The 23,901-nt window shown below is 72.2% G+C and carries 22 protein-coding genes; 9 read left to right on the top strand and 13 right to left on the bottom strand.

Annotated features, from left to right (window positions below; all coding sequences use genetic code 11):
* Positions 1-7 precede the first annotated feature (7 nt).
* The 6 genes from HT134_RS25945 to HT134_RS25920 all read right to left on the bottom strand — a co-directional run bounded on the left by HT134_RS25945 (position 8) and on the right by HT134_RS25920 (position 6,019).
* A complete protein-coding gene (locus HT134_RS25945) occupies positions 8-835 on the bottom strand; it encodes an amidohydrolase family protein (protein WP_175603038.1) in 828 nt (275 codons plus the stop codon).
* Between the two features lie 116 nt (positions 836-951).
* On the bottom strand, positions 952-2,745 hold the full coding sequence (locus tag HT134_RS25940; RefSeq protein ID WP_175603037.1) for a phosphoenolpyruvate carboxykinase (GTP): 1,794 nt from the start codon (positions 2,743-2,745) through the stop codon (positions 952-954).
* A gap of 250 nt (positions 2,746-2,995) precedes the next feature.
* A complete protein-coding gene (abmR, locus tag HT134_RS25935; RefSeq protein WP_175603036.1) occupies positions 2,996-3,517 on the bottom strand; it encodes an ATP-binding transcription factor AbmR in 522 nt (173 codons plus the stop codon).
* A 68-nt stretch (positions 3,518-3,585) separates the two neighbouring features.
* A complete protein-coding gene (locus tag HT134_RS47750; RefSeq protein WP_312888428.1) occupies positions 3,586-4,734 on the bottom strand; it encodes a C40 family peptidase in 1,149 nt (382 codons plus the stop codon).
* A gap of 260 nt (positions 4,735-4,994) precedes the next feature.
* On the bottom strand, positions 4,995-5,495 hold the full coding sequence (gene greA, locus HT134_RS25925) for a transcription elongation factor GreA (RefSeq protein WP_113704807.1): 501 nt from the start codon (positions 5,493-5,495) through the stop codon (positions 4,995-4,997).
* Positions 5,496-5,599: 104 nt separating this feature from the next.
* Complete coding sequence (locus HT134_RS25920; protein ID WP_175603035.1) at positions 5,600-6,019, bottom strand: DUF4307 domain-containing protein; 420 nt, start codon at positions 6,017-6,019, stop codon at positions 5,600-5,602.
* Positions 6,020-6,153: 134 nt separating this feature from the next.
* Between HT134_RS25920 and mca the strand changes: the two genes are divergently transcribed.
* From mca to HT134_RS25905, 3 genes are all read left to right on the top strand, one after another.
* A complete protein-coding gene (gene mca / locus HT134_RS25915; RefSeq protein WP_175603034.1) occupies positions 6,154-7,038 on the top strand; it encodes a mycothiol conjugate amidase Mca in 885 nt (294 codons plus the stop codon).
* A 94-nt stretch (positions 7,039-7,132) separates the two neighbouring features.
* On the top strand, positions 7,133-7,297 hold the full coding sequence (locus HT134_RS25910; protein WP_175603033.1) for a hypothetical protein: 165 nt from the start codon (positions 7,133-7,135) through the stop codon (positions 7,295-7,297).
* Positions 7,298-7,588: a GNAT family N-acetyltransferase gene (locus tag HT134_RS25905; RefSeq protein WP_175603032.1), complete on the top strand. Its 291-nt coding sequence runs from the start codon at positions 7,298-7,300 to the stop codon at positions 7,586-7,588.
* A gap of 6 nt (positions 7,589-7,594) precedes the next feature.
* Here HT134_RS25905 and HT134_RS25900 read toward each other — a convergent pair whose 3' ends face one another.
* The gene (locus HT134_RS25900) at positions 7,595-8,755 is read right to left on the bottom strand and encodes a hypothetical protein (RefSeq protein WP_175603031.1); all 1,161 of its coding nucleotides are present in this window, start codon (positions 8,753-8,755) and stop codon (positions 7,595-7,597) included.
* Positions 8,756-8,859: 104 nt separating this feature from the next.
* Between HT134_RS25900 and HT134_RS25895 the strand changes: the two genes are divergently transcribed.
* Positions 8,860-10,827 (top strand): thioredoxin domain-containing protein, encoded by a 1,968-nt coding sequence (locus HT134_RS25895; RefSeq protein ID WP_246365302.1) that lies wholly within the window; start codon positions 8,860-8,862, stop codon positions 10,825-10,827.
* A 75-nt stretch (positions 10,828-10,902) separates the two neighbouring features.
* Here HT134_RS25895 and HT134_RS25890 read toward each other — a convergent pair whose 3' ends face one another.
* Both HT134_RS25890 and HT134_RS25885 read right to left on the bottom strand, forming a co-directional pair.
* Positions 10,903-13,026, bottom strand: coding sequence for a transglycosylase domain-containing protein (locus tag HT134_RS25890; protein ID WP_175603029.1), 2,124 nt, complete (start codon positions 13,024-13,026; stop codon positions 10,903-10,905).
* Positions 13,027-13,107: 81 nt separating this feature from the next.
* Positions 13,108-13,605 carry an Lrp/AsnC family transcriptional regulator gene (locus tag HT134_RS25885; protein ID WP_175603028.1) on the bottom strand — a complete coding sequence of 166 codons (498 nt, stop codon included), beginning with the start codon at positions 13,603-13,605 and terminating at the stop codon, positions 13,108-13,110.
* A 103-nt stretch (positions 13,606-13,708) separates the two neighbouring features.
* Between HT134_RS25885 and hppD the strand changes: the two genes are divergently transcribed.
* Together hppD and HT134_RS25875 are read left to right on the top strand one after the other, a co-directional pair.
* A complete protein-coding gene (gene hppD, locus HT134_RS25880; RefSeq protein ID WP_175603027.1) occupies positions 13,709-14,818 on the top strand; it encodes a 4-hydroxyphenylpyruvate dioxygenase in 1,110 nt (369 codons plus the stop codon).
* A gap of 99 nt (positions 14,819-14,917) precedes the next feature.
* A complete protein-coding gene (locus tag HT134_RS25875; RefSeq protein WP_175603026.1) occupies positions 14,918-16,348 on the top strand; it encodes a M1 family metallopeptidase in 1,431 nt (476 codons plus the stop codon).
* Positions 16,349-16,360: 12 nt separating this feature from the next.
* On the opposite strand, the gene HT134_RS25870 is transcribed toward HT134_RS25875, so the two are convergent.
* Together HT134_RS25870 and HT134_RS25865 are read right to left on the bottom strand one after the other, a co-directional pair.
* Entirely contained in the window at positions 16,361-16,984 is a 624-nt protein-coding gene (locus tag HT134_RS25870; RefSeq protein WP_175603025.1) for a hypothetical protein, read from the bottom strand.
* On the bottom strand, positions 16,981-17,532 hold the full coding sequence (locus tag HT134_RS25865; protein WP_175603024.1) for an RNA polymerase sigma factor: 552 nt from the start codon (positions 17,530-17,532) through the stop codon (positions 16,981-16,983). The genes HT134_RS25870 and HT134_RS25865 overlap by 4 nt, the downstream gene beginning before the upstream one ends.
* A 185-nt stretch (positions 17,533-17,717) precedes the next feature.
* Between HT134_RS25865 and HT134_RS25860 the strand changes: the two genes are divergently transcribed.
* Positions 17,718-18,893 carry a hypothetical protein gene (locus HT134_RS25860; RefSeq protein ID WP_175603023.1) on the top strand — a complete coding sequence of 392 codons (1,176 nt, stop codon included), beginning with the start codon at positions 17,718-17,720 and terminating at the stop codon, positions 18,891-18,893.
* Here the strand turns inward: HT134_RS25860 and HT134_RS45970 are convergent.
* Both HT134_RS45970 and HT134_RS25845 read right to left on the bottom strand, forming a co-directional pair.
* A complete protein-coding gene (locus HT134_RS45970) occupies positions 18,830-20,320 on the bottom strand; it encodes an ROK family protein (protein ID WP_312888426.1) in 1,491 nt (496 codons plus the stop codon). The genes HT134_RS25860 and HT134_RS45970 overlap by 64 nt on opposite strands.
* The gene (locus tag HT134_RS25845) at positions 20,317-21,495 is read right to left on the bottom strand and encodes an FIST signal transduction protein (RefSeq protein ID WP_175603119.1); all 1,179 of its coding nucleotides are present in this window, start codon (positions 21,493-21,495) and stop codon (positions 20,317-20,319) included. Before HT134_RS25845 ends, HT134_RS45970 begins: the two co-directional genes overlap by 4 nt.
* Before the next feature lie 141 nt (positions 21,496-21,636).
* On the opposite strand from HT134_RS25845, the gene HT134_RS25840 reads away from it, so the two are divergent.
* Together HT134_RS25840 and HT134_RS25835 are read left to right on the top strand one after the other, a co-directional pair.
* Entirely contained in the window at positions 21,637-23,058 is a 1,422-nt protein-coding gene (locus HT134_RS25840) for a sigma 54-interacting transcriptional regulator (RefSeq protein WP_376768111.1), read from the top strand.
* A 63-nt stretch (positions 23,059-23,121) separates the two neighbouring features.
* Complete coding sequence (locus HT134_RS25835) at positions 23,122-23,871, top strand: hypothetical protein (RefSeq protein ID WP_175603021.1); 750 nt, start codon at positions 23,122-23,124, stop codon at positions 23,869-23,871.
* Positions 23,872-23,901: the final 30 nt, after the last annotated feature.

Genomic DNA, 23,901 nt, shown 5'->3' with positions numbered 1-23,901 from the left:
GCCAAGATCACCCGATTCCGTAAAAACGCCGCGCGGTTTCCCCCAGGACCAGGTCCCGGTCCGTGCCTCCCAGCAGGGAGGACGTCACCTCCCAGACCGTCCGGTAGTCGGCGGCGAGCAGCGCCACCGGCCAGTCGCTGCCGGCCATCAGCCGCTCGGGGCCGAACGCCCCCACCGCGTGGTCCACGTACGGCCGCAGGTCCTCCACGGTCCAGTCGGCGTGGTCGGCCTCGGTCACCAGCCCCGACACCTTGGCGTACACGTTGGGCAGGGCCGCCACGCGCGTGATCTGCGAGGCCCACGGCTCCCACACGTGCTCCCTGACGCGCGGCTTGGACAGGTGGTCCACGACGACGCGCAGCCCGGGGTGGCGCTCGGCCAGCGTGACGACGTGGTCGAGGTGCCGGGGCAGCAGCGAGACCACGTCGAAGGTCAGCCCGGCCTCCGCCAGCAGGCCCAGCGACTCCAGCACGGTGTCCTGGACCAGCCAGTCGGGGTCCGGCTCGTCATGGATGAGGTGCCGGACCCCGCGAAACTTCGGATGTCTGACGTAGCGCTCGATGGCGCGGGCCGTCTCCTCCGGACGGGTGAGCGGCACCCAGCCGACCACCGCCGCCACGAAGTCGTGGGCATCGGCCAGGGCCAGCAGGGCGTCGGTCTCCGCGTACGAGTCGGCCGCCTGCACCAGCACCGTGGCCTCGACCCCGGTCACGGCCAGCTCGGGCGCCAGGTCGGCCGGCCGGTAGCTGCGGTACAGCACGCCCTGGTCCGGGGTCAGCCACGGGTAGGAGCCGGTCTCGAGGTCCCAGAAGTGCTGGTGCGCATCCACGATCACGCAGCAAAACCTAGGATGTCTGGCTCGCTCCGGCAAGACCTCCGAAGGCCACGCGGCCGGCCCGGCGCCGTTGACGGGCCGGCCGCGGAAGGCCGGGGGGTGGCTCTGGACGCGCGCTAGGACAGGCGGTCGAGCAGCGCGTTGTACTCGTCCCACAGCTCCTTGGGCAGATGGTCGCCGAAGGTGTCGAAGTGGGCGCGGATCTGCGCGGCCTCGTCCCGCCACACCTCCGGCTCCACCGACAGGAGCATGCGCAGGTCCTCCTCGGGCAGGTCGAGGCCCTCGGTGTCGAGCGTCTCGGGCACCAGGCCGATCGGCGTCTCGACGGCCGTCGCCTCACCGTTGAGGCGCTCGACGATCCACTTGAGCACCCGGCTGTTCTCGCCGAAGCCCGGCCAGACGAAGCGGCCGTCGGCGTCCTTGCGGAACCAGTTGACGTAGTAGATGCGCGGCAGCTTCGCGCCCTGGCGGCGGCCGATCTCCAGCCAGTGGCCGAAGTAGTCGCCCATGTTGTAACCGCAGAACGGCAGCATGGCGAACGGGTCGTAGCGCAGCTCGCCGACCTTGCCCTCGGCCGCGGCGGTCTTCTCGGAGGCGACGTTGGCTCCGAGGAAGACGCCGTGGTCCCAGCTCAGCGACTCCGTCACGAGCGGCACCGCGGTGGCGCGGCGCCCGCCGAACAGGATCGCCGAGATGGGCACGCCCTCGGGGTCCTGCCACTCCGGCGCGATGGTCGGGCATTGGGAGGCGGGCGTGGTGAAGCGGGCGTTGGGGTGGGCGGCCGGCTCGGCGCTGTCGGGCGTCCAGGAACGGCCCTTCCAGTCGGTGAGGTGCGCCGGCGGCTCGTCGGTGAGCCCCTCCCACCACACGTCGCCGTCGTCGGTCAGCGCGACGTTGGTGAAGATGCTGTTGCCCCAGAGCGTCCGGACCGCGTTGGCGTTGGTGATCTCGCCGGTGCCGGGGGCCACGCCGAAGAACCCGGCCTCCGGGTTGATCGCGCGCAGCGTGCCGTCCTTGCCGAACCGCATCCAGGCGATGTCGTCGCCGACGGTCTCGACCTTCCAGCCCGGGATCGTCGGCTGGAGCATGGCGAGGTTGGTCTTGCCGCAGGCGCTCGGGAAGGCCGCGGCGATGTAACGCGCCTCGCCGGAGGGCGGCGTGAGCTTGAGGATGAGCATGTGCTCGGCCATCCAGCCCTCGTCGCGGGCCATCGTGCTGGCGATGCGCAGCGCGTAGCACTTCTTGCCGAGCAGCGCGTTGCCGCCGTAGCCGGAGCCGTACGACCAGATCTCACGCGTCTCGGGGAAGTGGCTGATGTACTTGGTGGAGCTGCACGGCCAGGGCACGTCCTGCTGTCCCGGCTCCAGCGGCGCGCCGACGCTGTGGACGCAGCGCACGAACTCGCCGCGCTCCTCGATGAGCCGCAGCGCCCGCTCCCCCATCCGGGTCATGATCCGCATCGAGACGGCGACGTACGGCGAGTCGGTGATCTCCACGCCGAGCTGGGAGATCTCGCCGCCGAGCGGGCCCATGCAGAAGGGCACCACGTACATCGTCCGGCCGCGCATGCAGCCCTTGAACAGCTCGCCGAAGGTCGCGCGCATCTCCGCGGGCGCGATCCAGTTGTTCGTCGGCCCGGCGTCCTCCTCGCGCTCGGAGCAGATGAACGTGCGGTCCTCGACCCGCGCGACGTCGCTCGGGTCGGACTTGGCGTAGAAGCTGTTGGGCCGCTTGGCCAGACGGGTGAAGGCGCCCTGCTCGACGAGCAGGTTGGTCAGGCGGGTCCACTCCGCCTCCGAGCCGTCGCACCACTCGATCCGGTCGGGCTGGGTCAAGGCGGCGATCTCGTTCACCCAGGCAACCAATTCGGCATTGCTCGTCGGGGCGGGTACTTCGACGGAAAGCGACACGGCTACGGCTCCTCCACGGTGTTCAGGGCCCAGTCATCATTAACGACGAAGCCGTGTGAAAGCCAATTGGCATAGACCTTTTCACGTCGGCGTCGCCGCAGGCAGGGGCCTTGACGATTGGGGGAGCCTACCCATCACGAACGGTTTTAAAAGAAATTCCTCCGGCACCTCCACCGGCCTCCGAAGCATGGTCTAAACCAATTCCCGGAGTGGTATAAACCATTTCCCGATTCGTTTTCGCTGCGTGCTCTCAGTTCTGGACGTCGGGCCCGGAGGAGCGGACGCGGTCGACGTGGCTCAGGGCGTCGCGCAGATCCGCCAGCCACGTGTCGGTGTGCCGGCCGACCAGGCGTACGCACCAGGCGAGCGCGTCGCTGCGGCTGCGGGCCACGCCGGCGGCCACGAGCGTGTCGAGGACCTGCCGCTCCGACTGCCGCAGCCGGGTCATCACCGGCACGGAGAGAGTGGTGAACATCACAGTCTGCTCGCCGCAGGAGACGCCCCAGGACACCTTCTGCCGGAACCTGCGCTCGGCCTCGCGCGCGATCTCGATGCGGCGCTCCCGGGTCTCCTCCCTGAAGCGCAGGACGAGCCCCTCGACGAGGGCCGCCCGCTCCTCCTCCGGCGTCTCGCCGGACGGCTCGGGCAGCGTGCCGATGACCGCGATCTCCTCGCGGTCGCGGACGATCTCGGGCGCCCCGGTGAACCAGTCCTCGGGCAGGCGGCCGGTGAACCAGGCGCGTACCTGTGCGGTGCTTTCTACGCTTTCCATGTAATCAGAATTACACCATTGCTCGGCGTACGCACCCACCGGAGGGTATGAAGCGGATGACCGCGGGGTTACCTGACCCTGGCCGCGAGGGCAGGGCTGATCCGGACGACGCCGGCGAGGTTGCGCGTGTGCACCGGGCTGATCTTGACCACGTCGCCCGTGCGCGGCGCCTGGATCATCTTGCCGCCACCCCAGTAGATGGCCACGTGGGAGATGTAGCCGGGGTTGGTCGGGTCGCTGCGCCAGAAGATGAGGTCGCCGGGTTGCGCCTGTGACAGCGGCACCTGGGGGCCGGTCACCCACTGCTGGTGCGTGACACGCGGCATCTTGACCCCCGCCTGCGCGTAGGCCCACTGCACGAGGCCCGAGCAGTCGAACGTGTCGGGCCCCTCGGCGCCCCACACGTACGGCCGGCCGAGCTTCGAGGCCGCCGCCTTCAACGCCACGGTGATCTGCGCGGCCGAGACGAGCGCGCCGGCGGCCCACACCCGGGCCTGCTTCTTGGCCGGCGGCAGCACCGGGTTGACCATGGCCACCTGCGTGCCCTTGGGCAGCACCTTGAGCAGGGAGTCGCGCAGCTTCGCCGAGTTGGCCCTAGGCGCGCTGACGATCAGCGCGTTGTCGCGGGGCAGGCCGAGCCGCCGCCCGGTCTGCCGGGAGACGACGGCGTCCACCGCGCCGAAGCCCGTCGTGGCGTACGCGCCGATGCGCAGCGGACCGGCCGGGCCGTTCACGCGGCTGTGCAGCGACAGGCCGCCGTCGTTGCCGAGCACGAACGAGACCGCGACGTCACCCGCCGCCACGTTCTTCCACAGCGCGTCGGAGGCGGCCGTCACCTTCGGCGTGTAGGCCCGGAACGTGGAGGGATCGACCGCGAGAGTCTGCACCCGTTTGCCGTCGAGCGTGATGGAGGCCGCGTCGGCCAGCTCCAGCGCGCGCACGCCGCGTAAGCGGGCCACCTTCTCCAGCAGCTTCGTGGTGAACGGCTTGCGCGTGACAACGAACAGGTTGGGCTTGTGCAGCGTGCCCAGTGGCTTGACCTCGGGGGCCGGGCCGGACTCGGCGACCAGCGTCTGCCGGGGCGACGGCCTGTCCTGCGCGGGCGCCGTCGCCGCGGCCTGCCCCTGCCTCGGCGGCTGCTTCGGGGCGCGGGGCTGCGCCAGCAGCAGCACGTCGGCGGTCAGCACCGCGACCAGCGCCACCACGATGACCGGCACCAGCCGCGAGTGGTCACGCCGGCGGCGCGGAGGCGGCCCGTACGGGCCCTGCGGGTGGCCGTACGGGCCGTGCGGGCCATGTGGGCCGTAGGGCGGGTGCGGGCCGTACGGGCCCGGCGGATGGCCCTGTGGGTTCCGGGGCGCCGGGGACCGCAGCAGGTAGCTCAGGTCCTGCTTGATGGCCGAGCCGCGGCGCGGCCCCAGGGCAGCGGAAGACGCCGCCGGGCCGTCGTGGGCCCGGCGGTGCGTTTCTCCGGGAGTCAGTTCCCGATGTACGGCACGGCCTCGAGGATCTCGACCGTGTTCTGACGGCCGTTGGGCATGCTGTACGTGGCCTTCTCGCCGATCTTCTTGCCGTTGATCGCCGCCCCGAGCGGGGACTTGGGCGAGTACACGTCGATCGGGGCGCCGCTCTCCTCGCGGGAGGCGAGCAGGAAGGTCACCTCGTCGTCGTCGCCGACGAACCGGATCGTCACGGTCATGCCCGGGCCGACGATGCCCTCGGTCTTGGGAGCCTCCCCCACCTGCGCGTTGTCGAGGATCTGGCGGAGGTGGAAGATGCGGGCCTCCATCTTGCCCTGCTCGTCCTTGGCGGCGTGGTAGCCGCCGTTCTCCCGCAGATCACCCTCTTCGCGGGCGGCCTCGATCTTCTTGGCGATGTCGACGCGCCCTGGGCCCGAGAGATATTCGTACTCCGCCTTCAGGCGGTCGTACGCCTCCTGCGTCAGCCATGTGACGTTCTCATCGCGAGAGTCGGCCACGGGTTCTCCTTGCTTGCCTAGGGGCCCTGGAACACTGAGGACGCCTGTGCGGTCGAATTGCGAAAGGCTAACAAGCCGGCCGCGCCAACGCTTCCCCAAACGTCTTATTCTATGAGATTGCAGTACTGGATGTGGACTGAAGCGGCCTCGGCGGTGGTGTCCAGCCGCTCCTTGAGCTGCTTACTACCCTCTCCCGGCCCGATTCTTACGTCCTTGGTGCCCACCTCGGCATGCCCGGCGTCCAGGGCCCTGAGCTGACAGACCGCCGCGCGGTCGTCCGGCTTCGCCACGGTGAAGACGATCTCGGCCTGCCCGGGCTGCACGGTGAACGACACGACCTGCGCCACGGCGCCGGACGTGCTGCCGGTCATCGACCACATCACGTAGCCCCATCCGCCCGCGATGATGGCCACCAGCACGCCGATGACGACGTGCACGACGAGACGGCCGCCTCGCTTGGGACGGTCCGGGTAGTCGTCGGGCGTGCCGAGAACCGGCCCGTTCCCGACATCTCTCGTGGCCATGGCGGAATCTCCCTGCACTCCCTCAGCGTTATCCGAGACAATTGTCGCCCGCGGGGGCAGTGCCCTCGCGACCGCCCAGCAGAAAGTAACCTCTCTGGGCGCCTGTTCGGTCCGACTGAGGAGACATCGAGCCCGTGAGTGCACCGCTGAGGCTGATGGCCGTCCACGCCCACCCTGACGACGAGTCCAGCAAGGGCGCCGCGACGATGGCCCGCTATGTCCGCGAAGGCGTTGAGGTGCTGGTCTGTACCCTCACGGGCGGTGAGCGGGGCTCGGTGCTCAACCCGAAGATGGACCGGCCCGAGATCGTGGCCAACATCGCCGAGGTGCGCAAGGCCGAGATGGACCGGGCGCGCGAGATCCTCGGCGTGCGGCAGCAGTTCCTCGGCTTCGTCGACTCCGGCCTGCCGGAGAACGAGGACGAGGCGCTGCCCGAGGGCTGCTTCGCCCTGCAGAAGCTGGAGGACGCCTCCCGGCCGCTGGTCGCCGCCGTGCGCGAGTTCCGCCCGCACGTGATCATCACCTACGACGACGACGGCGGCTACCCGCACCCCGACCACATCATGACCAACAAGGTCTCGGTGGAGGCGTTCGACGCCGCGGGCGACCCCGACCGCTACCCGGGCACGGGCCAGCCGTGGCAGCCGCTGAAGCTCTACTACCAGATGGGCTTCACCAAGGAGCGGTTCGAGGCGCTGCACGAGGCCATGACCTCGCGCGGCATGGGCTCCCCGTACGCCGACTGGATCGCGCGCTGGGAGGACCGCCCGGCCAAGTGGCCGGTGACGACCCGCGTGCCGTGCGGCGACTACTTCGACATCCGCGACGAGGCGCTCAAGGCGCACGCCACCCAGATCGACCCCGACAGCTGGTGGTTCGTCTGCCCGCGCGAGCTGCAGCAGGAGATCTGGCCGACCGAGGACTACCACCTGGCCCGCTCGCTGGTCGACACCGACCTGCCCGAGGACGACCTGTTCACCGGCATCCACGCCGACGAGGTCTCGCCCGCCTGCCAGTGAGCCCGCCTGCCCGTGAGCCCGCCTGCCCGTGAGCCCGCCTGCTCGCTGACCGGCCCCTGGGCCGACCACGGCACCCCGGTGGCACACTGGAACGGTGACAGTTCTCGCAGCCGGTGACGTGAGCCCGGGCCTGCTCGGTTTCGTCGTCGTCGCCCTCATCGGGCTGGCCCTGTACTTCCTCATCAAGTCGATGAACAAGCAGATGTCGAAGATCAAGGTCCCGCACGAGGGCGACACGGACGACAGGAAAGCCGAGTAGATGGCCATCGAAGTAGTCGACGACCCGGCGCGGAGCCGGTTCGAGGTTCTCGTGGACGGCGAGGTGGCCGGGTTCGCCGACTACCGTCTGCTGCCCCAGAAGATCGTCTTCACCCACACCGAGGTGCGGCCCGAGCACGAGGGCCAGGGCCTGGCGGGCCGGCTGGTCGGCCACGCGCTCGACCTGAGCCGCGACACCGGCCTGCGGGTCGTCCCGCTCTGCCCGTACGTCGCGAAGTACATCGAGCGTCACCCCGAGTACAAGGACCTCCTGGCCCCCGAAGGGTCCTGAAGCCGGTCAGTACTCCTTCGGCGACCAGGCCCGCTCCAGGGCCAGCGGGAGCCCCCACCACCCGAGGGGCGTGAGCACGTCGTCGGCGTCCACGATGCCCAGCTGCCCCCACAGCGTCACCACGGGCGTGAAGAGCCGCTCGCTGCCGCGCAGCTCGTCGGGGTCGCTCATGTCGACCTCGGTCGTGATGTCCGGCGACTCGGCGATGAGCCGCGCGATCCGCTCCGGGGAGGCCAGCACGCCCGGGCCGAGCCGGACCAGCGCGGCGACCGCCGCGAGCCAGTCGGCGTACTGGATCTCGCACAGGGCGGCGAGCACCTGGTCCTCGTGGCTCACCTCGCCGTCCAGGTCGGTGAACTCCTCGACGGTGTCGTCCTCCTCCGACAAGTCGGAGATGGGCCCCGCGATGCCCGCGGCCACCGACAGCCACAGCTCCATGTCGTCGTCGGGCATCGGCCGGTCCTCGAACCCGGCGCAGGCCCGCAGCACGTTGGCCGGGTAGCCGGGCTGGCCGAGCAGCACCCGCAGCCGCGCCGCGACCCCCTCCAGGTCGGCGACCGGCAGCTCCGGCTGCCTGGGCAGGCCGGCGACGATGCGGCGCAGCTCGCTGAGCGCCGTCGCCTCCTGCTCCTCGAAGACGGCCATCAGCTCCTCGTTCTGCTCGTCGGCGACCGCGAAGCCCGGCACCCGGCCGTCGGGCAGCGGCGTGTTCAGCCACCGGTCCTGCAGCTCCTCGTACGCCCGCCGGGCCCGCTGGTCGCCCCGCAGCAGCGCGTCGGAGTCGATCTCGCCGGCCCGCACGCGCTCCTCCAGGTGACGCACGAGCCGCGAGAACATCTCCTCGCCCACCGGCCCGCGCTCGTCCTCCTCCGGCCAGATGAAGAAGCCCGGGGTCAGCAGGATGGGCTCGGTGCCGGTGGACTCGACCCAGCGCTGCACCTCGCCCACGGTGGCTACGCACGCCTCGATGAGCAGCAGGATCTCCTTGGCGGAGTCCCAGAAGACCGGCGACAGCGGGTTGCCCGCGGCGGCCATCGCGCGCCGCAGGTCGGGCAGCGCCACCAGCGCCATGCCCGACGGCACGGACAGCAGCGCCCGCGCCACGTCCCTGCGGGTCAGGTCCGTGACGCGGCGCCCGGCGTGGGCGCGCACGTACTCGAGGTCCACTCTCCGTAACCTACGCCTCCACGCCCGGGTACGCGCGCGAAGCCGGTATGTGGCCGGGAGCCGCGGGCAGGTAGGCCCCGTAGGGTGACCCCGGGGAGGTCATGATGAACCGCTTGAAGGACTCGACGAGCCCGTACCTGCTCCAGCACGCGGACAATCCGGTCGACTGGCATCCGTGGGGCGAGGAGGCGTTCGCCGAGGCGCGGCGGCGTGACGTGCCGCTGCTGGTCAGCGTCGGTTACTCGGCGTGCCACTGGTGCCATGTCATGGCGCACGAGAGTTTCGAGGACGCCGAGACGGCCCGGCTGATGAACGCGAACTTCGTCAACGTCAAGGTGGACCGCGAGGAGCGGCCCGACGTCGACGCCGTCTACATGGGCGCCACCCAGGCCATGACGGGCCAGGGCGGCTGGCCCATGACCGTGTTCGCCACCCCTGACGGCCATCCGTTCTACTGCGGCACGTACTTCCCGCGGCGCGACTTCCAGCGGCTGCTGGCGGCCGTGCACGAGGCGTGGACCGGCAAGCGCGAAGCGGTGCTGCGGCAGGGCTCCCAGGTGGTCTCGGCGCTCACCTCGCAGACGACGCTGCCCAGCGGGCCGCTGCCCACGGCCGAGACGCTGGAGCGGGCCATGGACGACCTGCGGGCCTCGTTCGACCCGGCGCACGGCGGCTTCGGCGGGGCGCCCAAGTTCCCGCCGTCGATGGTGCTGGAGTTCCTGCTGCGTTCGGGCGAGCGGGGGATGAGCGGCAAGACGCTCGACGCGATGGCGCGGGGCGGCATCTACGACCAGCTCGGCGGGGGGTTCGCCCGCTACAGCGTGGACGCGCGGTGGGTCGTGCCGCACTTCGAGAAGATGCTCTACGACAACGCCCTGCTCCTGCGGGTCTACACCCACTGGTGGAAGGCCGGCGGGGGCGAGCAGGCCCGGCGGGTCGCGCTGGAGACCGCCGAGTGGCTGCTGCGGGAGATGCGCACGCCCGAGGGCGGCTTCGCCTCGGCGCTCGACGCCGACAGCGAGGGCGAGGAGGGCAGGTTCTACGTCTGGACGCCGGAGCAGCTCGCCGAGGTGCTCGGCGCGGACGACGGCGCCTGGGCGGCCCGGGTCTTCTCCGTCACCGGCACGTTCGAGCACGGCACGTCGGTGCTCCAGCTCCTGGAGGACCCGGACGACGCCGAGCGCCTCGCGTCCGTGCGCGCCCGGCTGCTCGCCGCCCGGGAGAGACGGGTGCGCCCCGGGCGCGACGACAAGGTCGTGGCCTCCTGGAACGGCCTGGCCGTCGCGGCGCTGGCCGAGACCGGCGCGGTGTTCGACCGGCCCGACCTGGTCGAGGCCGCGGTGGGCGCGGCCACGCTGCTCGACCGCGTCCACCTGCGCGACGGCAGGCTGCTGCGCACCTCGCGCGACGGCCGGGCCGGGACGAACGCGGGGGTGCTGGAGGACTACGCGAACGTCGCCGAGGGTCTGATCGCGCTGCACGGCGTCACCGGCGACACCCGCTGGTTCCGGGCGGCCGGCACACTGCTCGACGCCGTGCTGGCCCGCTTCGCCGACGGGACCGGCGGGTTCTTCGACACCGCCGACGACGCCGAGCGGCTGTTCCAGCGACCCCAGGACCCCACGGACAACGCCACGCCGTCGGGGCAGTACGCCGCCGCGGGGGCGCTGCTGTCGTACGCGGCGCTGACCGGGTCGGAGCGGCACAGGGAGGCCGCGCACGCGGCGCTCGGCACCGTGTCGGTGCTGGCCGGCGCGCACGCGCGCTTCGCCGGTTGGGGGCTCGCGGTGGCCCGGGCGGCGCTGGACGGGCCGGTGGAGGTGGCGGTCGTGGGGCCGCCGGACGACGCGCGCACGCGGGCGCTGCACCACGAGGCGCTGCTGGCGGACGCGCCCGGCCTCGTCGTGGCCCTGGGGAGCCCCGGGGCCGACGCCGCGCAGGACGGCCCCGCCCTGCTGGAGGGGCGCGGGCTCGTGGGCGGGGCGCCCGCGGCGTACGTGTGCCGGGGGTTCACCTGCCGCATGCCGGTCACCACCCCCGAGGAGCTGCGCCGCGAGCTGTCCGGAAGCTGACCCCGGGGCCGCAGGCCTGTGCGAAGGAGACCTCAGGGCCGCCGGTCGGCCGCGGGATGGCCTCGAGGCCGCCGGCTAGCCGAAGGGGGTCCTCGCGGGGCCGCCCTGGTCGTCGGGCGGCCCGTCGGGGGTCTGCGGCTCCTGGGTGAAGCCGCCGCCGTCGTCCGGCAGGTCCGGCGGGCCCTGCTCGTCCGGCCGCCGCGTCTGCGGCGGCTCGGTGAACTCGGGCTGCGTGGTCTCGGGGGGCCCGCTCGGCTGGGGGGCGGGCGAGTCCCCGTTGTCGTCGGGGACGCGCGGGTCGCGCTGCCCGTACGGGTCGGCGTACGGCGAGGTGTAGGGGTCGCGGTAGCCGTAGTCGGACGGCTCCGGGAACTCCTCGACGGGCTTGCCGCGCATGGCCTCGGTCATGAACGCCCGCCACACCTGCGCCGGGAGCTGCCCGCCGAACTGCACGCCGTACCCGGGGATGGTGACCGTCTTGTTGTCGGAGCGGAACATGTCGACGGCGACCGCGAGCTGCGGCGTGAAGCCGTTGAACCAGACCGACTTCGACTCGTCGGTGGTGCCCGTCTTGCCGGCGACCGGGCGGTCGTCGAGCCGGGCCCCGGTGCCGGTGCCGTACTTGACGACCTGCTGGAGGGCGTAGGTGGTGTCGGCGGCGGCCTGCTCGCCGATCACCTGCCGGGACGCGGGCTTGACGACGTTCTTGACGCCCTTGCCGTCGGTGACGGACTTGACCACGTGCGCCTCCACGTGGACGCCCTTGTTGGCGAAGGTGGAGAAGCCCGACGCGTTCTGCACGGCGCTCACCGAGGCGACGCCCAGCGGGAACGTGGCCGCGGCCTGGTGCGGCTGGAGCTGCGCGGCGGGGATGCCGGCCGCCTCGGCGGTGGCGGCCACCTTGTCCAGGCCGACCTTCTGGCCGAGGTCCACGAACGCCGTGTTGACGGAGTTCTGGGCGGCCCGCACCAGGTCGATCGTGCCGTACGAGCGGCCGCCGTCGTTGGGGATCGGGTGCGTGGGGTCGGAGGCCACGCGCATCGGCGAGTTGCCGTTGACCTGGGTGGACAGGTCGTAGCCGTTGTTGAGCGCGGCGGCCAGCGTGTACGCCTTGAACGTGGAGCCGGCGGGCACCTTGGCCGAGAAGGCGTTGTCGTACCCGGTGAGCTTGGGGTTGCCGCCGTAGAAGGCGACGATCTCGCCCGTGGCCGGGTCGACGGCCGCGAGACCGGTGCGCACGGCCTTCGGGGTGGCGGCGGGCACGGTGTCCTTGACGGCCCGTTCGGCGGCCTGCATGAGCTTCTTGTCGAAGGTGGTGACGACCCGCAGGCCGCCGCTGTTGATGTCCTCGTCGCTGTAGCCGCGCCGGTTGAGCTCGGCGGTGACCTGGTCGAGCATGTACTGCGCCTGGCCCCTGAGCACGAACGGCTTCTTCGGCGCCTTCAGCGTGGGGAACGTCTGGGCCGCCGCCTCCTGGGCGCCGAGCGTGCCGGTCTGGCGCATCGCCTCGATCACGGCCCGCCAGCGGGTCTGAGCGGCCTCCAGGTCGGCGCCCTTGGGGTCGGCGAAACGGCTGGGCTGCTGGATCACCGAGGCGAGGTAGGCCCCCTCGGCCACGGTGAGCTTGCCGACGTCCTTGCCGAAGTACGCCTGGGCGGCCGCCTGGATGCCGTTGGCGCCGCGGCCGAAGTAGATGGTGTTGAGGTACTGCTCCAGCACCCAGTCCTTGGGCTTGGACTGGTCCACCTTGATCGAGATCATGATCTCTTTGATCTTGCGGGTGATGGAGCGTTCCTGGCTGAGCCCGCTGTAGTAGTTGCGCACGAGCTGCTGGGTGATGGTGGAGCCGCCCTGGAGCTGCTGGCCGGTGAGCGTGGACCACAGGGCGCGGCCGGTGCCCTTGACCGAGACGCCGGCGTCCTCGTAGAAGGAGCGGTTCTCGGCCGCGATGACCGCGTCGCGCACGTGCTGGGGCACCTGGGCCAGCTCGACGAGGCGGCGGTCCACGCCCTGCCGGGCGAGGACGCTCTTGCCGTCGCGGTAGTAGATGACCGAGCCCTGGGCCGTGGCCTGTTTCTGGGTGCTGTCGGGGATCGGCGTCATGGCGTACGCGATGCCGAACGCGACGATCGCGAGAAGGAGTCCGGCACCCCCGGCGATCAGCAACCGCTTGAGGATCCGACGTCTCCGCTTGACCATCCCACCACCGCTCCGCACCTCGCAAACCCCCGTATGCTGGGCGAACGTCAAGGTTAGACGACGGGCGACGATGCCTCGTCCCTACGGGGATCGTACGTACTGGTGCCCGCCGTGGCGCGGGACATCCTCCACCAGCGGGAGCACCCGGTAGGGAACGGGCGTGTCCAGGGCGATGACGGACGAGGTCCGGCGCACGCCCCGCACGTCCACGATCTGGTCGATGACCCGCTGGAGATCGGCGTTGGTGCGGGCCACGACCCGGCAGAGCAGGTCGCTGCCGCCGGTGATCGTGTGGACCTCCAGCACCTCGGGGATGCGCGCGAGGCCGTGCGACACCGGATCGTGCCCGGCCTCCTGCCTGATCTCCAGCGTGACGAACGCCGTGACGGTGTAGCCGAGGGCCGCGGGCGACACGTCGGGCCCGAACCCCGTGATCACTCCCCTGGCCAGCAGGCGGTCGAGCCGGGCCTGGACGGTGCCCCGGGCCACGCCGAGGCGGCGCGAGCACTCCAGCACGCCGAGGCGCGGCTCGGCGGCGAGCAGCCCGATGAGGCGGGCGTCGAGATCGTCGATCGTCATGGTGTACAGGAACTCCGGCGTTTTCGCTGACTCACTGGGCAGATTGTCCACTGATCCAAGCAACTCTTGCACAACCAGACCAGATAAGTCGAGATTTAATGGCATGACTGATGTCTTTCCGGTTAACGGCATGGACGCCGTGGTGTTCGCCGTCGGCAACGCCAAGCAGGCCGCTCACTACTACTCGACCGCCTTCGGCATGCGGCTGGTGGCCTACCGCGGGCCGGAGAACGGCAGCCGCGACGAGGTCGCCTACGTCCTGACCTCGGGCTCGGCCCGGTTCGAGCTGCGCTCCTCGATCCGGCCGGGCACCGACCTGGCCCGGCACGTGGCCGAGCACGGCGACGGCGTGATCGACCTCGCCCTGGACGTGCCCGACGTGGAGTCCGCCTACGCCCACGCCGTACGGCACGGCGCGCGGGGGCTCGTCGAGCCGTACACGGTGGAGGACGAGCGCGGCAAGGTGACGCTGGCCGCCATCGCCGCCTACGGCGAGACCCGCCACACGCTCGTGGACAGGTCCAACTACGGCGGCGTCTACCTGCCCGGCTACGAGCCCGCCGAGCCGCTCGTCGCGGCGCCCGCGGTCAAGAACGGCCGCCTGTTCCAGGCCGTGGACCACTGCGTGGGCAACGTCGAGCTCGGCAAGATGGACGAGTGGGTGGAGTTCTACCGCCGCGTCATGGGCTTCACCAACATGGCCGAGTTCGTCGGCGACGACATCGCCACCGAGTACTCCGCGCTCATGTCCAAGGTCGTGGCCGACGGCACCCGCAAGGTCAAGTTCCCGCTGAACGAGCCGGCCGTCAGCCGCAAGAAGTCGCAGATCGACGAGTACCTGGAGTTCTACGGCGGCCCCGGCGTCCAGCACATCGCGCTGGCCACCAACGACATCCTCACCACGGTCGACCACATGCGCGCGGCCGGCGTGCAGTTCCTCGACACGCCCGACTCGTACTACGACGACCCGGAGCTGCGGGCCCGGATCGGTCAGGTGCGGGCGCCCATCGAGGAGCTCAAGAAGCGCCGGATCCTGGTGGACCGCGACGAGGACGGCTACCTGCTGCAGATCTTCACCAAGCCGGTGCAGGACCGGCCGACCGTGTTCTTCGAGCTGATCGAGCGGCACGGCTCGCTGGGCTTCGGCAAGGGCAACTTCAAGGCGCTGTTCGAAGCCATCGAGCGCGAGCAGGACCGCCGGGGTAACCTCTGAGAGGTCCGAGCGTGACCGCGCCGAGGCCGCGGGGCTCCCCGCGCGCTCGTGACACCGCGTAAGCTACGTGTCACGCTACGAAGGGGGAGCGCGACTCCGATGAGGTTCACCCGCCAGGCGACCGCCGCGCTGGTCGCGCTCCTGACCCTGCCCGCCTGCGCGCCGAGCGACGGCGCCGCCGCCACCCCGGCGGCCTCCGGCAAGGGCAGACCCGCCCCCGTCGCCGACACCGGCGCGGGGGCGCCCGGCATCGGCGACGCCGACTTCCCGCTCGACGGCAACGGCGGCTACGACGTCGGCCACTACGGCGTCACGATCGGCTACACGCCCGCCACCAAGCACCTCGACGGCGTGACGACGATCGACGCCACGGCCACCCAGGCGCTGTCGCGCTTCAACCTCGACCTGCGCGGCCTGGAGGTCAGCGAGGTCACCGTCGACGGCGCCAAGGCCGCCTTCGACCGTCAGCGCGACGAGCTGGTCATCACCCCGGCCACGGCGCTCGTCAAGGGCGCCCGCTTCACGGTCAAGGTCACCTACGCCGGCGAGCCCAAGCCGGTCAAGGACCCGGCCAACCTCGGCACCTACGGCTTCATCCCGACGACCGACGGCGCGTTCGTGGCCTCCGAGCCGTCCGGCTCCAAGACCTGGTTCCCCAACAACGACCACCCGGCCGACAAGGCCACCTTCGACTTCCGGATCACCGTGCCGAAGGGCCTGACCGCCCTGGCCAACGGCGAGCTGACCGGCAAGACGGCCGCACCGGGCGGGCGCACCACGTTCACGTGGCGCGAGACCCACCCGATGGTCACCTACCTCGCCACGGCGACGCTCGGCAAGTTCGAGCTGCGCCAGGGCAGGACCCCGGGCGGCATCCCCAACGTCGCCGCCGTCGACCCCACCTACCACGACGCGCTGGGCAAGCTCTACCGCGTCTCCGGCGAGGTCACCGACTACTGGAGCAAGGTCTTCGGCCCCTACCCGTTCTCCGCGACCGGCGGCGTCGTCGACAACTTCTCCGCGGGCTACGCCCTGGAGAACCAGACCAAGCCGATGTACGGCGGCTTCGACCCCGACACCAGCATCATCGCCCACGAGCTGGCCCACCAGTGGTTCGGCGACAGCGTCAGCATCGAGCGCTGGAAGGACCTCTGGCTCAACGAGGGCTTCGCCACCTACGCCGAGTGGCTGTGGTCGGAGCACACCGGCGGGGCCACGGCCGAGGCGCTGTTCCGCCGGCAGTACGCCGTGAAGAACGACCCGATCTGGAAGTACCCGCCGGGACGGGCCAAGCCCGGCGACCTGTTCAACCAGTCCGTCTACCGGCGCGGTGCCATGACGCTGCAGGTGCTGCGCCGCGCCATCGGCGACGAGACGTTCTTCCGGCTGCTGCGCACCTGGGTGGCCGACCACAAGTACGGCAACGCCACCACGCCCGAGTTCGTCGCGCTGGCCGAGCGGCTGTCGGGCAAGCAGCTCGACACGCTGTTCGACGCCTGGCTCTTCCAGTCCAGCCGTCCCGAGACGTGACGGCGCGCGGGGTCAGCTGCCGGCCGGCGGCTGACCCCCGCCGTCGACGTCGTCCCAGCTCGGGTCCTTCACCACGACGCAAGGCTTGACCGGGCCCTCGATCACCAGGCCGGCGTACTGCCAGAGCGCCCGCGGCTTCTCCGGCCCGGAGGTCTGGTCCTCGTTCTCGGTGTACATGAGCACCAGCGTGCGGCCCTTCCCGATGTACCTGGGGTCGATGTCCACTCCCGCCTTGCGGTGGCGCACGGCCCGGCCGGAGATCGACTTGTCCCAGTCCTCGGGCTTCTTGGCCTCGCCTCCCGCGACGTGGCCCCTGTCCGCCTTGCACCAGGTGCCGGGCTTGAGATAGGTCACGTCGGCCGTGACGCCCATGCGCGCCAGGTCCGCCTCCAGCTTGTCGGCGTCCCTGAACTCCTTGATCTGGACCCGGATCGTGCCGTCGGTGTTCTTGGTCACCGCGTACGCGGGCGACTCGGTGCCGGTCAGCAGCGGCACGGCCACGGCCGCGGCGGCGGCCAGCCCGGCCACCGCCGTCCCCGCGAACAGCCGGCGGACGGTCACCCGGCGGCGGTGCTCCGCCCCGCGGGCGGCGACTTCGGCTTTCAGCTCCATCAGCAGGCGCTCCTCGAAACTCATCCTGTGGTTCCTTCCATGACGAGGGGGACGTCGCGCAGCACGCGGCGAGCGCGGTGCAGCCTGACCCGGGCGGTCCCCTGCCGGATGCCGAGGGCCTGCGCGGCCTCCGTGACGGTGAGCTGGTCGATGGCGACCAGCTCCAGCACGGCGCGCTCCCCTTCCGGCAGCCCGGCTATGGCCTCGAAGGCCCGCCTGGCCCTGCTCTCCGCGTCGATCCGCTCCTCCAGGCGGGCCACGTCGTCGGAGTCCAGCAGCCGCCGCCCGCTCACGCGGTCGGCCAGCCTCGACTCCCTGAACGCGCGGCGCCGCTCGGCCGAGAGCGTGTTCCGCGCCACGCCGTACAGCCACGCGATCTCGCTGCCCCGGCTCTCCCGGTAGGTGTGGGCGGAGTCGAGCACCGCCACGAACACCTCGGCGACCAGGTCGGCGACCGTGTGCGGGTCCTCCACCCGGCGGGCGAGGAAGCGAGTGATCGCGTCGACGTGCCGCCGGTAGAAGGCTTCGAAGGCCACGGGATCCGTGGCGATCTCCGCCTGTTTGCGACGCACCGGCCATGCTCCCTTCGTCGATCTACACCCCTGCTTGGAAGGAGCCCGCGGAAGCGTTACAAGCCTGACAGGAGTGACGTATGCCACGAATCACCCGCCGGTGGGCCGCCGTCACGTGCGCCTGCGGCTCACACACGCGGTTCGCGCGGGATCCGCCGGGCGCGGGAGCCTCTACCCTGGCCGTCATGCGCAAGATCGTGGCCCTCCTGGGCGTCGCTGTCGCGGGCGTCGTGGCGACCGGGTGCGGCGTGCCGGCCCCGCCTCCGGCGCCGGGCGTGCTGGGGCGGCAGCAGCAGGTCATGGCCGCGTGCATGAAGGGGCGGGGGCTGGCGTACACGCCGGCCGCGCCGGGGACCCCCGCGCCGCCGGCCGCCGACGAGCTGCGGCGCCGCTCGGGCGACTACGCGGCCATGCGCGAGTACCGGGCGCGGTACGGCTTCGGGGTCTTCGCCGCGCTCGTCCACCCGGAGGACCCGCTGGCGTACGTCCCGGAGACGCCTCCGCCGCCGGCGGCCCTCCCGGGCGCCGACCCGCTGCTCGCGACCGACCCCTCCGAACGGCCCGCCGTCTCCACCGCCGCGCCCGCGCCCACCCGCGCACCGGAGCCGCCCGCCATCGGCACCCCCACCATGGAGGCGCACGTGCCCGACAGCCCGGCGGGCACGCCCCCGGCCGTCGGGACGCCCGTCGCCGTCGAGCCCGGCACTCCCCCCGCGCGCGAGCGGGGGACGGACGGCAGCTCCGCCGACGCGTACGCCGCGGCCGGCGCCGAGTGCTACGTCAGCACCATCAGGCAGACCCTCGGCCGGGACGTCACCGACGCGGCCCACCTGCGCAGGAAGTACCTCCGGGCGCTCCGGCTGGCCTGGAAGAACGAGCTGGACACCGACCCGCAGCTGATGGGCCTGGCGGGGTCGTACGCCACCTGCCTGACCGGCAAGGGGTACAAGATCGACACCACGGCGCCGACCGAGCTGGCCACCCTGGAGCTCGACCGGTTCACCGCCCTCAAGGACACCCTGGAGGAGGCCGCGGCGCGCCGCCACAAGGACGGCCAGGGCGAGCGCGAGGTCGGCCGGGGCGACCTGCGGGGCAGCCGCGACGACCTCAAGGGCCGCCGCGACGCCACCAGGACCGGCCGCGGCACCGTCGAAGCGGGGGGACGGCCGTCCGCCGTCGTGGACGTGTCGGCCGAGGCGCCCCCGGCGCTCCCCGCGCGCCTCGCGAAGCCGTACCTGCGCCGGGAGATCGCCGCCGCCCTGGACGACCTGGAGTGCGGCAGGCGGTTCTTCGCCGTCTACCGGCCCAGGCAGGAGGCCGTGGCCGAGCGGCTGGCCGCGACCTGGGGGCTCGACCAGTAACGGTCGCCCGCGAGGACGAGCGCCGCCGCGCCGACCAGCCCGGCGTCCTGCCCGAGCGCGGCGGGCGTCACCCTGACCCGCCGGGCGAACCCCATCCGGGCGTGCGCGCGCAACGCCTCCTCCAGCGGCCCGAACAGCGGCTCACCGGCCTGCGCCACGCCGCCGCCGACCGTGACGAGGTCGAGGTCGCACAGGTGCGTGGCGGAGGCGATCGCGACGCCGAGGGCGTGCCCGGCGCGCCGCATGGCCGCCATCGCCACCTCGTCGCCCGCCCGCGCGTCCGCGGCGAGCGTCCGCGCGGTCACCTCGCGCTCCTCCCGGTACGCCCTCCCCGGGACGTCCTGAGGACGTCTCGGCAGGTCCCGGGGACGTCCCCCGAGGCGTCCCGGACGTCCTTCACCGTCTCCCCGACGTCCTCCGCGTCCCCAAGGACGTCCCGCGACGTCCTCAGGACGTCCCCCTCGACGTCCAGGAGGTCCGCCCACGTCCTCAAGACGTCCCCCTCGGCGTCCGGGACGTTCGCCCACGTCCTCAGGAGGTCCCCCTCGGTGTCCGGGACGTTCGCCCACGTGCTCAGGAGGTCCCTCTCGGCGTCCCCGGGGTCCCGCGACGTCCTCAGGACGTTCTCCGGGACGTCCGAGACGTCCCGGCCGCTCCCCGGGCGGTCCCTCCACGTCCGCGGGACGTCTCTTCCCGTCCCCCAGACGTCCCGGGAGGTCCGCCGGTACGCCGCCGCCCGGGACCCAGCCGCGGGCCAGCGCCCACGCCGTCAGCGCCGGTCCACGGGCCACCGCCTCCAGGCAGCCCCGCCCCCCGCACCCGCACGGCGGGCCGTCCACGGGCTGCACGACCACGTGGCCGATGTGCCCGGCGTTGCCGGTGCCGCCGTCCATGAGCCGGCCGCCCAGCACGAGCCCGCCGCCCACCCCGGTCGAGACGACCATCCCCAGCATGTCGCGCGTACCCTGGCCGGCGCCCCGCCAGTGCTCGGCCACGGCCACGCAGACCGCGTCGTTGTGGAGGCGTACCGGCACCCCGGGGAACCGTTCGGCCAGCCGGGCGCGCAACGGGAACCCCCGCCACCCCGGGATGTTGAGCGGCGAGACCTCGCCCGCGGGCCACCGCATCGGCCCGCCGCACCCGACCCCGACCCCCTCGACCGGCCCGGGAAACCCCACGGCCCCGACCCCCTCGACCGGCCCGGTGAACTCCACCGACCCGTCGAACGCACCCGTCAGAGGGCCGCGCGCGCTCACGAGGGCGCCCGGCGCGACCAGCGACTCCACGAGGCCGGAGAGCGTCTTCCACAGCGTCTCGGCGTCCGCCCCCTGCGGGGTCGCGACGCGCCGCGCCGCCAGCACCGCCCCGTCGTGACCGACCAACCCGGCGGCCAGCTTGGTGCCGCCGACGTCGATCGCGAGGATCACGCGCCGCCCGCCGCCCCCGACGAGAAGACGAGCACCGACGCGGTGAAGCCGTGCACGTGGTTGTGGCCGCCGACCGGTCCCACCTCCCCCGCCGCGAAGAAGCCGGCCATGCCGATCGGGCCGAGCGTCTCGCGCAGCGCCACCGGGTCGTGGTCGGCGCTGCCGAACATGGCCGAGCCCCGCCCGTTGCAGGAGAACAGCAGCGCGCCGTCCGCCTGCCCGAACTCGGCCTTGTGCGCGTCGAGCAGGTCGTACAGGTCCTCGTCGGCGGTGGCGGCGTCGCGCACCTGGAAGCGGACGGTACGCCCGACCTCCACGATGTCGCCGATGGCCACGGCCTCGTGCTCCGGGTCGATGCCGATCACGCCCCGGATGAGGAAGTCGCCGCGCTCGTGGCGCTCGGCGTACTCGTCGATCGCGATCCCGATCTGCAGGCCGGCGGCCACCAGCTCGCGGTCGTCCTCGTCCAGCTCGCTGACGATGTCCTCCAGGCGGGCCAGGGCGGGCTGCCCGGCGAGCTCCAGCAGGAGGTTGTCCTCGGCGCGGGTGACGACCATGGACGGACCGATGGGACGGCAGCCCTGGCTGACCACGGTGCGGATCCGCACGGGGCCGCTGAGCACGACGCCGATCGCGCCCTCGGTGTAGACCTCGCCGTCGGCGAACAGCCGGACGGAGCCGCGCCCGCCGACGCCGTTGGCCAGGCCGCCGATCAGCGGGAGGTCGCCGAGCACGTCGGCCGAGCGCTCGACGAACGCGTCGGTCGGGAACGAGTAGGGGTCGGCGAGCAGGATCGCCACGTGGTCGTCGGGGTTGCGGTCCGGCAGGCCGACCACCACGAACCGGTCCTCGGCGTTCAGGGTCTCCAGCGCGAAGGTCGTCAGCCGCGCCTCGCCGAGCGTGGCCGCCCAGGCGCTGACGGAGGGCGTCAGCTCGACCCCCTGCCCGCCGCCGATCACTCCCGTGGCGCTGCAGCCGATCACGTGGGCGTCGGGGGCGAGCGCCATCGCCCGCTGCCCGGCTCTCGCGACGTCGTCGGGGTCGTCGCCGCAGATGAAGAAACAGACCAGGTCGGCCTGCTCGCCGAGTCGTGACAGCGCCTGCCCGACGGCGCGCTCGGCGATCTCCTCAAGGTCCGCACCCACGGCGAGGCCGTCCGCGAAGCGGCTCGTCATCAGGGCCACGCTTCCCGCCTCCCTCGGCAGCTCCAAGTTCCCTAGGCTCCGATTCTCCCCACTAAAGGAACAAGCACGCACACAACGCGTCACTCAATCCTCAAGATCCGTAATCTGCGCCGGACGCGAAACCTCTGCCGCATTCGTGCCGGGGGACGTAGTCTCGATCCCGTGCATCAGCCTCTAAATCTCCGCGAGTTGCGAGAAAGCGGTCACGTTCATCGCACCGTGAAAGCAGAGGTCCGCGAGAACCTGCTGGCCAGGCTGAGGGCGGGCGAGCCCCGCTTTCCAGGCATCGTGGGCTTCGACGACACCGTCCTGCCCCACCTCGAGCGGGCGCTGCTCGCCGGGCACGACCTGGTCCTCCTCGGTGAGCGCGGCCAGGGCAAGACCCGGCTGATCCGCACGGTGACCGGGCTGCTCGACGAGTGGACCCCGGTCGTCGAGGGCTGTGAGATCAACGACCATCCGTACGCGCCGGTCTGCACGCGCTGCCGCGCCCTCGCCGAGGAGCTGGGCGACGAGCTGCCCGTCGCGTGGAAGCACCGGGACGAGCGCTACGGCGAGAAGCTGGCGACGCCCGACACGTCCGTGGGCGACCTGATCGGCGACGTCGACCCCATCAAGATCGCCGAGGGGCGGCGGCTGGGCGACCCGGAGACCGTCCACTACGGGCTGGTCCCGCGCACCAACCGGGGCGTCTTCTCCGTCAACGAGCTGCCCGACCTGGCCGAGCGCATCCAGGTCGCCCTGCTCAACGTGCTGGAAGAGCGCGACATCCAGGTACGCGGCTACAACCTGCGGCTCCCGCTGGACGTCCTGCTCATCGCCAGCGCCAACCCGGAGGACTACACCAACCGCGGCCGGATCATCACGCCGCTGAAGGACCGGTTCGGGGCGGAGGTGCGCACCCACTACCCGCTGACGGTCGAGGACGAGCTGGCGCTGATCCGGCAGGAGTCGACGCCCGACATCGGGGCCGACGTGCCGGAGCACCTGGTCGAGACCATCGCCCGGTTCACCCGCCTGGTCCGCGAGTCCACCTCCGTCGACGCCCGTTCGGGCGTCTCGGCGCGCTTCTCCATCGCCGCCGCCGAGACCGCGGCCGCCTCCGCCGTGCGCAGGGCCGCGATCACCGGCGAGGAGCGGCCGGTCACCCGGGTGTGCGACCTGCCCTGCGTGGTCCACAGCCTGCGCGGCAAGGTGGAGTTCGAGGTCAGCGAGGAGGGCCGGGAGACCGAAATCCTCGCCCACCTGCTGCGCCGGGCCACGGCCGAGACGTTCCGGAGCCGGCTGGGCGGGATGGACCTGTCGGCGCTGACCGACAAGTTCGCCCAGGGCAACCAGGTGGAGTCCGGCGCGCTGGTGCCGGCCGGCGAGCTGCTGCGCCGCATCGGCCCGGTCGAGGGCCTCGCCAAGATCATGTCGCGGCTGGGCATGGGCGAGGGCGAGGAGTCGCCGGGGCACGCGGCGGCGGCGCTGGAGTTCGCCCTGGAGGGCCTTTACCTCATGCGCCGGCTGTCCAAGGACGACCTCGACGGGATGACCGTCTACCGCACGTGAACATCGGGGGCCTCTCCCGCGTCAGAGTGGATGATCCAGCACTCTGACCGGGGGGACCCGCCCATGCGCCTGCTCGCCCACGCCACAGCCCTCGCCCTGTGCGCTCTCCTGTGCGCGCCCGCGGCGCCCGCCGCCGCCGCCACCACGACCGGACGGACGGAGGCGGTGTACGGCTACGCCTGGGCCGACGGCGCCGGCACGCTGCGCCTCACGCCCCGCGCCGCCAAGTACCGCCGGCCGCTGCACCGCTTCACGGCCCTCGCCGGCGCCCGGCCGCTCCGGCTCGCCTACACCGGGGCCGCCTACCGCCGCGTCACCGTGGCCTGCGACCTCAAGGAGACCGAGGGCCGGGTCGCGATCGACGGCAAGGGCCGCGGCACCACCCGGTGCACCCCCGACGACCTGGCCGACAGCCTCCGGCGCGGCCCGGTGCCGGTGCGCGTCGAGCACCGCGACGGACGGGCGGTCACGGTCAGCGAGGTCCTCGCCCAGCCGTCGCCGTCCCGGGTCGAACGGGGCACGCTCCGGTGGGCCGGGGACTCGGCCGTGCTGTTCACCCGCGCCGGCCGTACCGTGTGGCTCGGCCACACCGGGGCGGTGTCGTTCAGCCGCGTGACGCGCGGGTGCGGCGACAAGTGGCTGGCCGGCGCCCCCGTCAACGCCGGCCGGAACGGTCTCGGCCGCAAGAGCTGCACGGCGGCCGACCTGGTCAGGGCGCTCAAGGGCGCCCGGCACCCGGTGGCGGTCCAGATCGACTACGTGCCCGTCACCGAGGAGGTCCAGCAGGTCTGGGAGGTCTACGGGGACGCGTGAGCGGGCCCGTGGGGTTAGCGTGGGTCCGTG

Source organism: Nonomuraea rhodomycinica (assembly GCF_013363995.1).
Lineage (GTDB): Bacteria > Actinomycetota > Actinomycetes > Streptosporangiales > Streptosporangiaceae > Nonomuraea > Nonomuraea rhodomycinica.
This window is presented reverse-complemented; position numbering and strand designations above follow the sequence as displayed.

Excerpts from the sequence above, each read along its gene's own strand:
- abmR (WP_175603036.1), bottom strand. The coding sequence starts at position 3,517 with ATGGAAAGCGTAGAAAGCACCGCACAGGTACGCGCCTGGTTCACCGGC.
- HT134_RS25905 (WP_175603032.1), top strand. The coding sequence starts at position 7,298 with ATGGCCATCGAAGTAGTCGACGACCCGGCGCGGAGCCGGTTCGAGGTT.
- HT134_RS25895 (WP_246365302.1), top strand. The coding sequence starts at position 8,860 with ATGAACCGCTTGAAGGACTCGACGAGCCCGTACCTGCTCCAGCACGCG.
- HT134_RS25885 (WP_175603028.1), bottom strand. The coding sequence starts at position 13,605 with ATGACGATCGACGATCTCGACGCCCGCCTCATCGGGCTGCTCGCCGCC.
- HT134_RS25860 (WP_175603023.1), top strand. The coding sequence starts at position 17,718 with ATGCGCAAGATCGTGGCCCTCCTGGGCGTCGCTGTCGCGGGCGTCGTG.
- HT134_RS25835 (WP_175603021.1), top strand. The coding sequence starts at position 23,122 with ATGCGCCTGCTCGCCCACGCCACAGCCCTCGCCCTGTGCGCTCTCCTG.
- HT134_RS25875 (WP_175603026.1), top strand. The coding sequence starts at position 14,918 with ATGAGGTTCACCCGCCAGGCGACCGCCGCGCTGGTCGCGCTCCTGACC.
- HT134_RS25920 (WP_175603035.1), bottom strand. The coding sequence starts at position 6,019 with ATGGCCACGAGAGATGTCGGGAACGGGCCGGTTCTCGGCACGCCCGAC.
- HT134_RS25870 (WP_175603025.1), bottom strand. The coding sequence starts at position 16,984 with ATGAGTTTCGAGGAGCGCCTGCTGATGGAGCTGAAAGCCGAAGTCGCC.
- HT134_RS25845 (WP_175603119.1), bottom strand. The coding sequence starts at position 21,495 with ATGACGAGCCGCTTCGCGGACGGCCTCGCCGTGGGTGCGGACCTTGAG.
- HT134_RS25890 (WP_175603029.1), bottom strand. The coding sequence starts at position 13,026 with ATGGTCAAGCGGAGACGTCGGATCCTCAAGCGGTTGCTGATCGCCGGG.
- hppD (WP_175603027.1), top strand. The coding sequence starts at position 13,709 with ATGACTGATGTCTTTCCGGTTAACGGCATGGACGCCGTGGTGTTCGCC.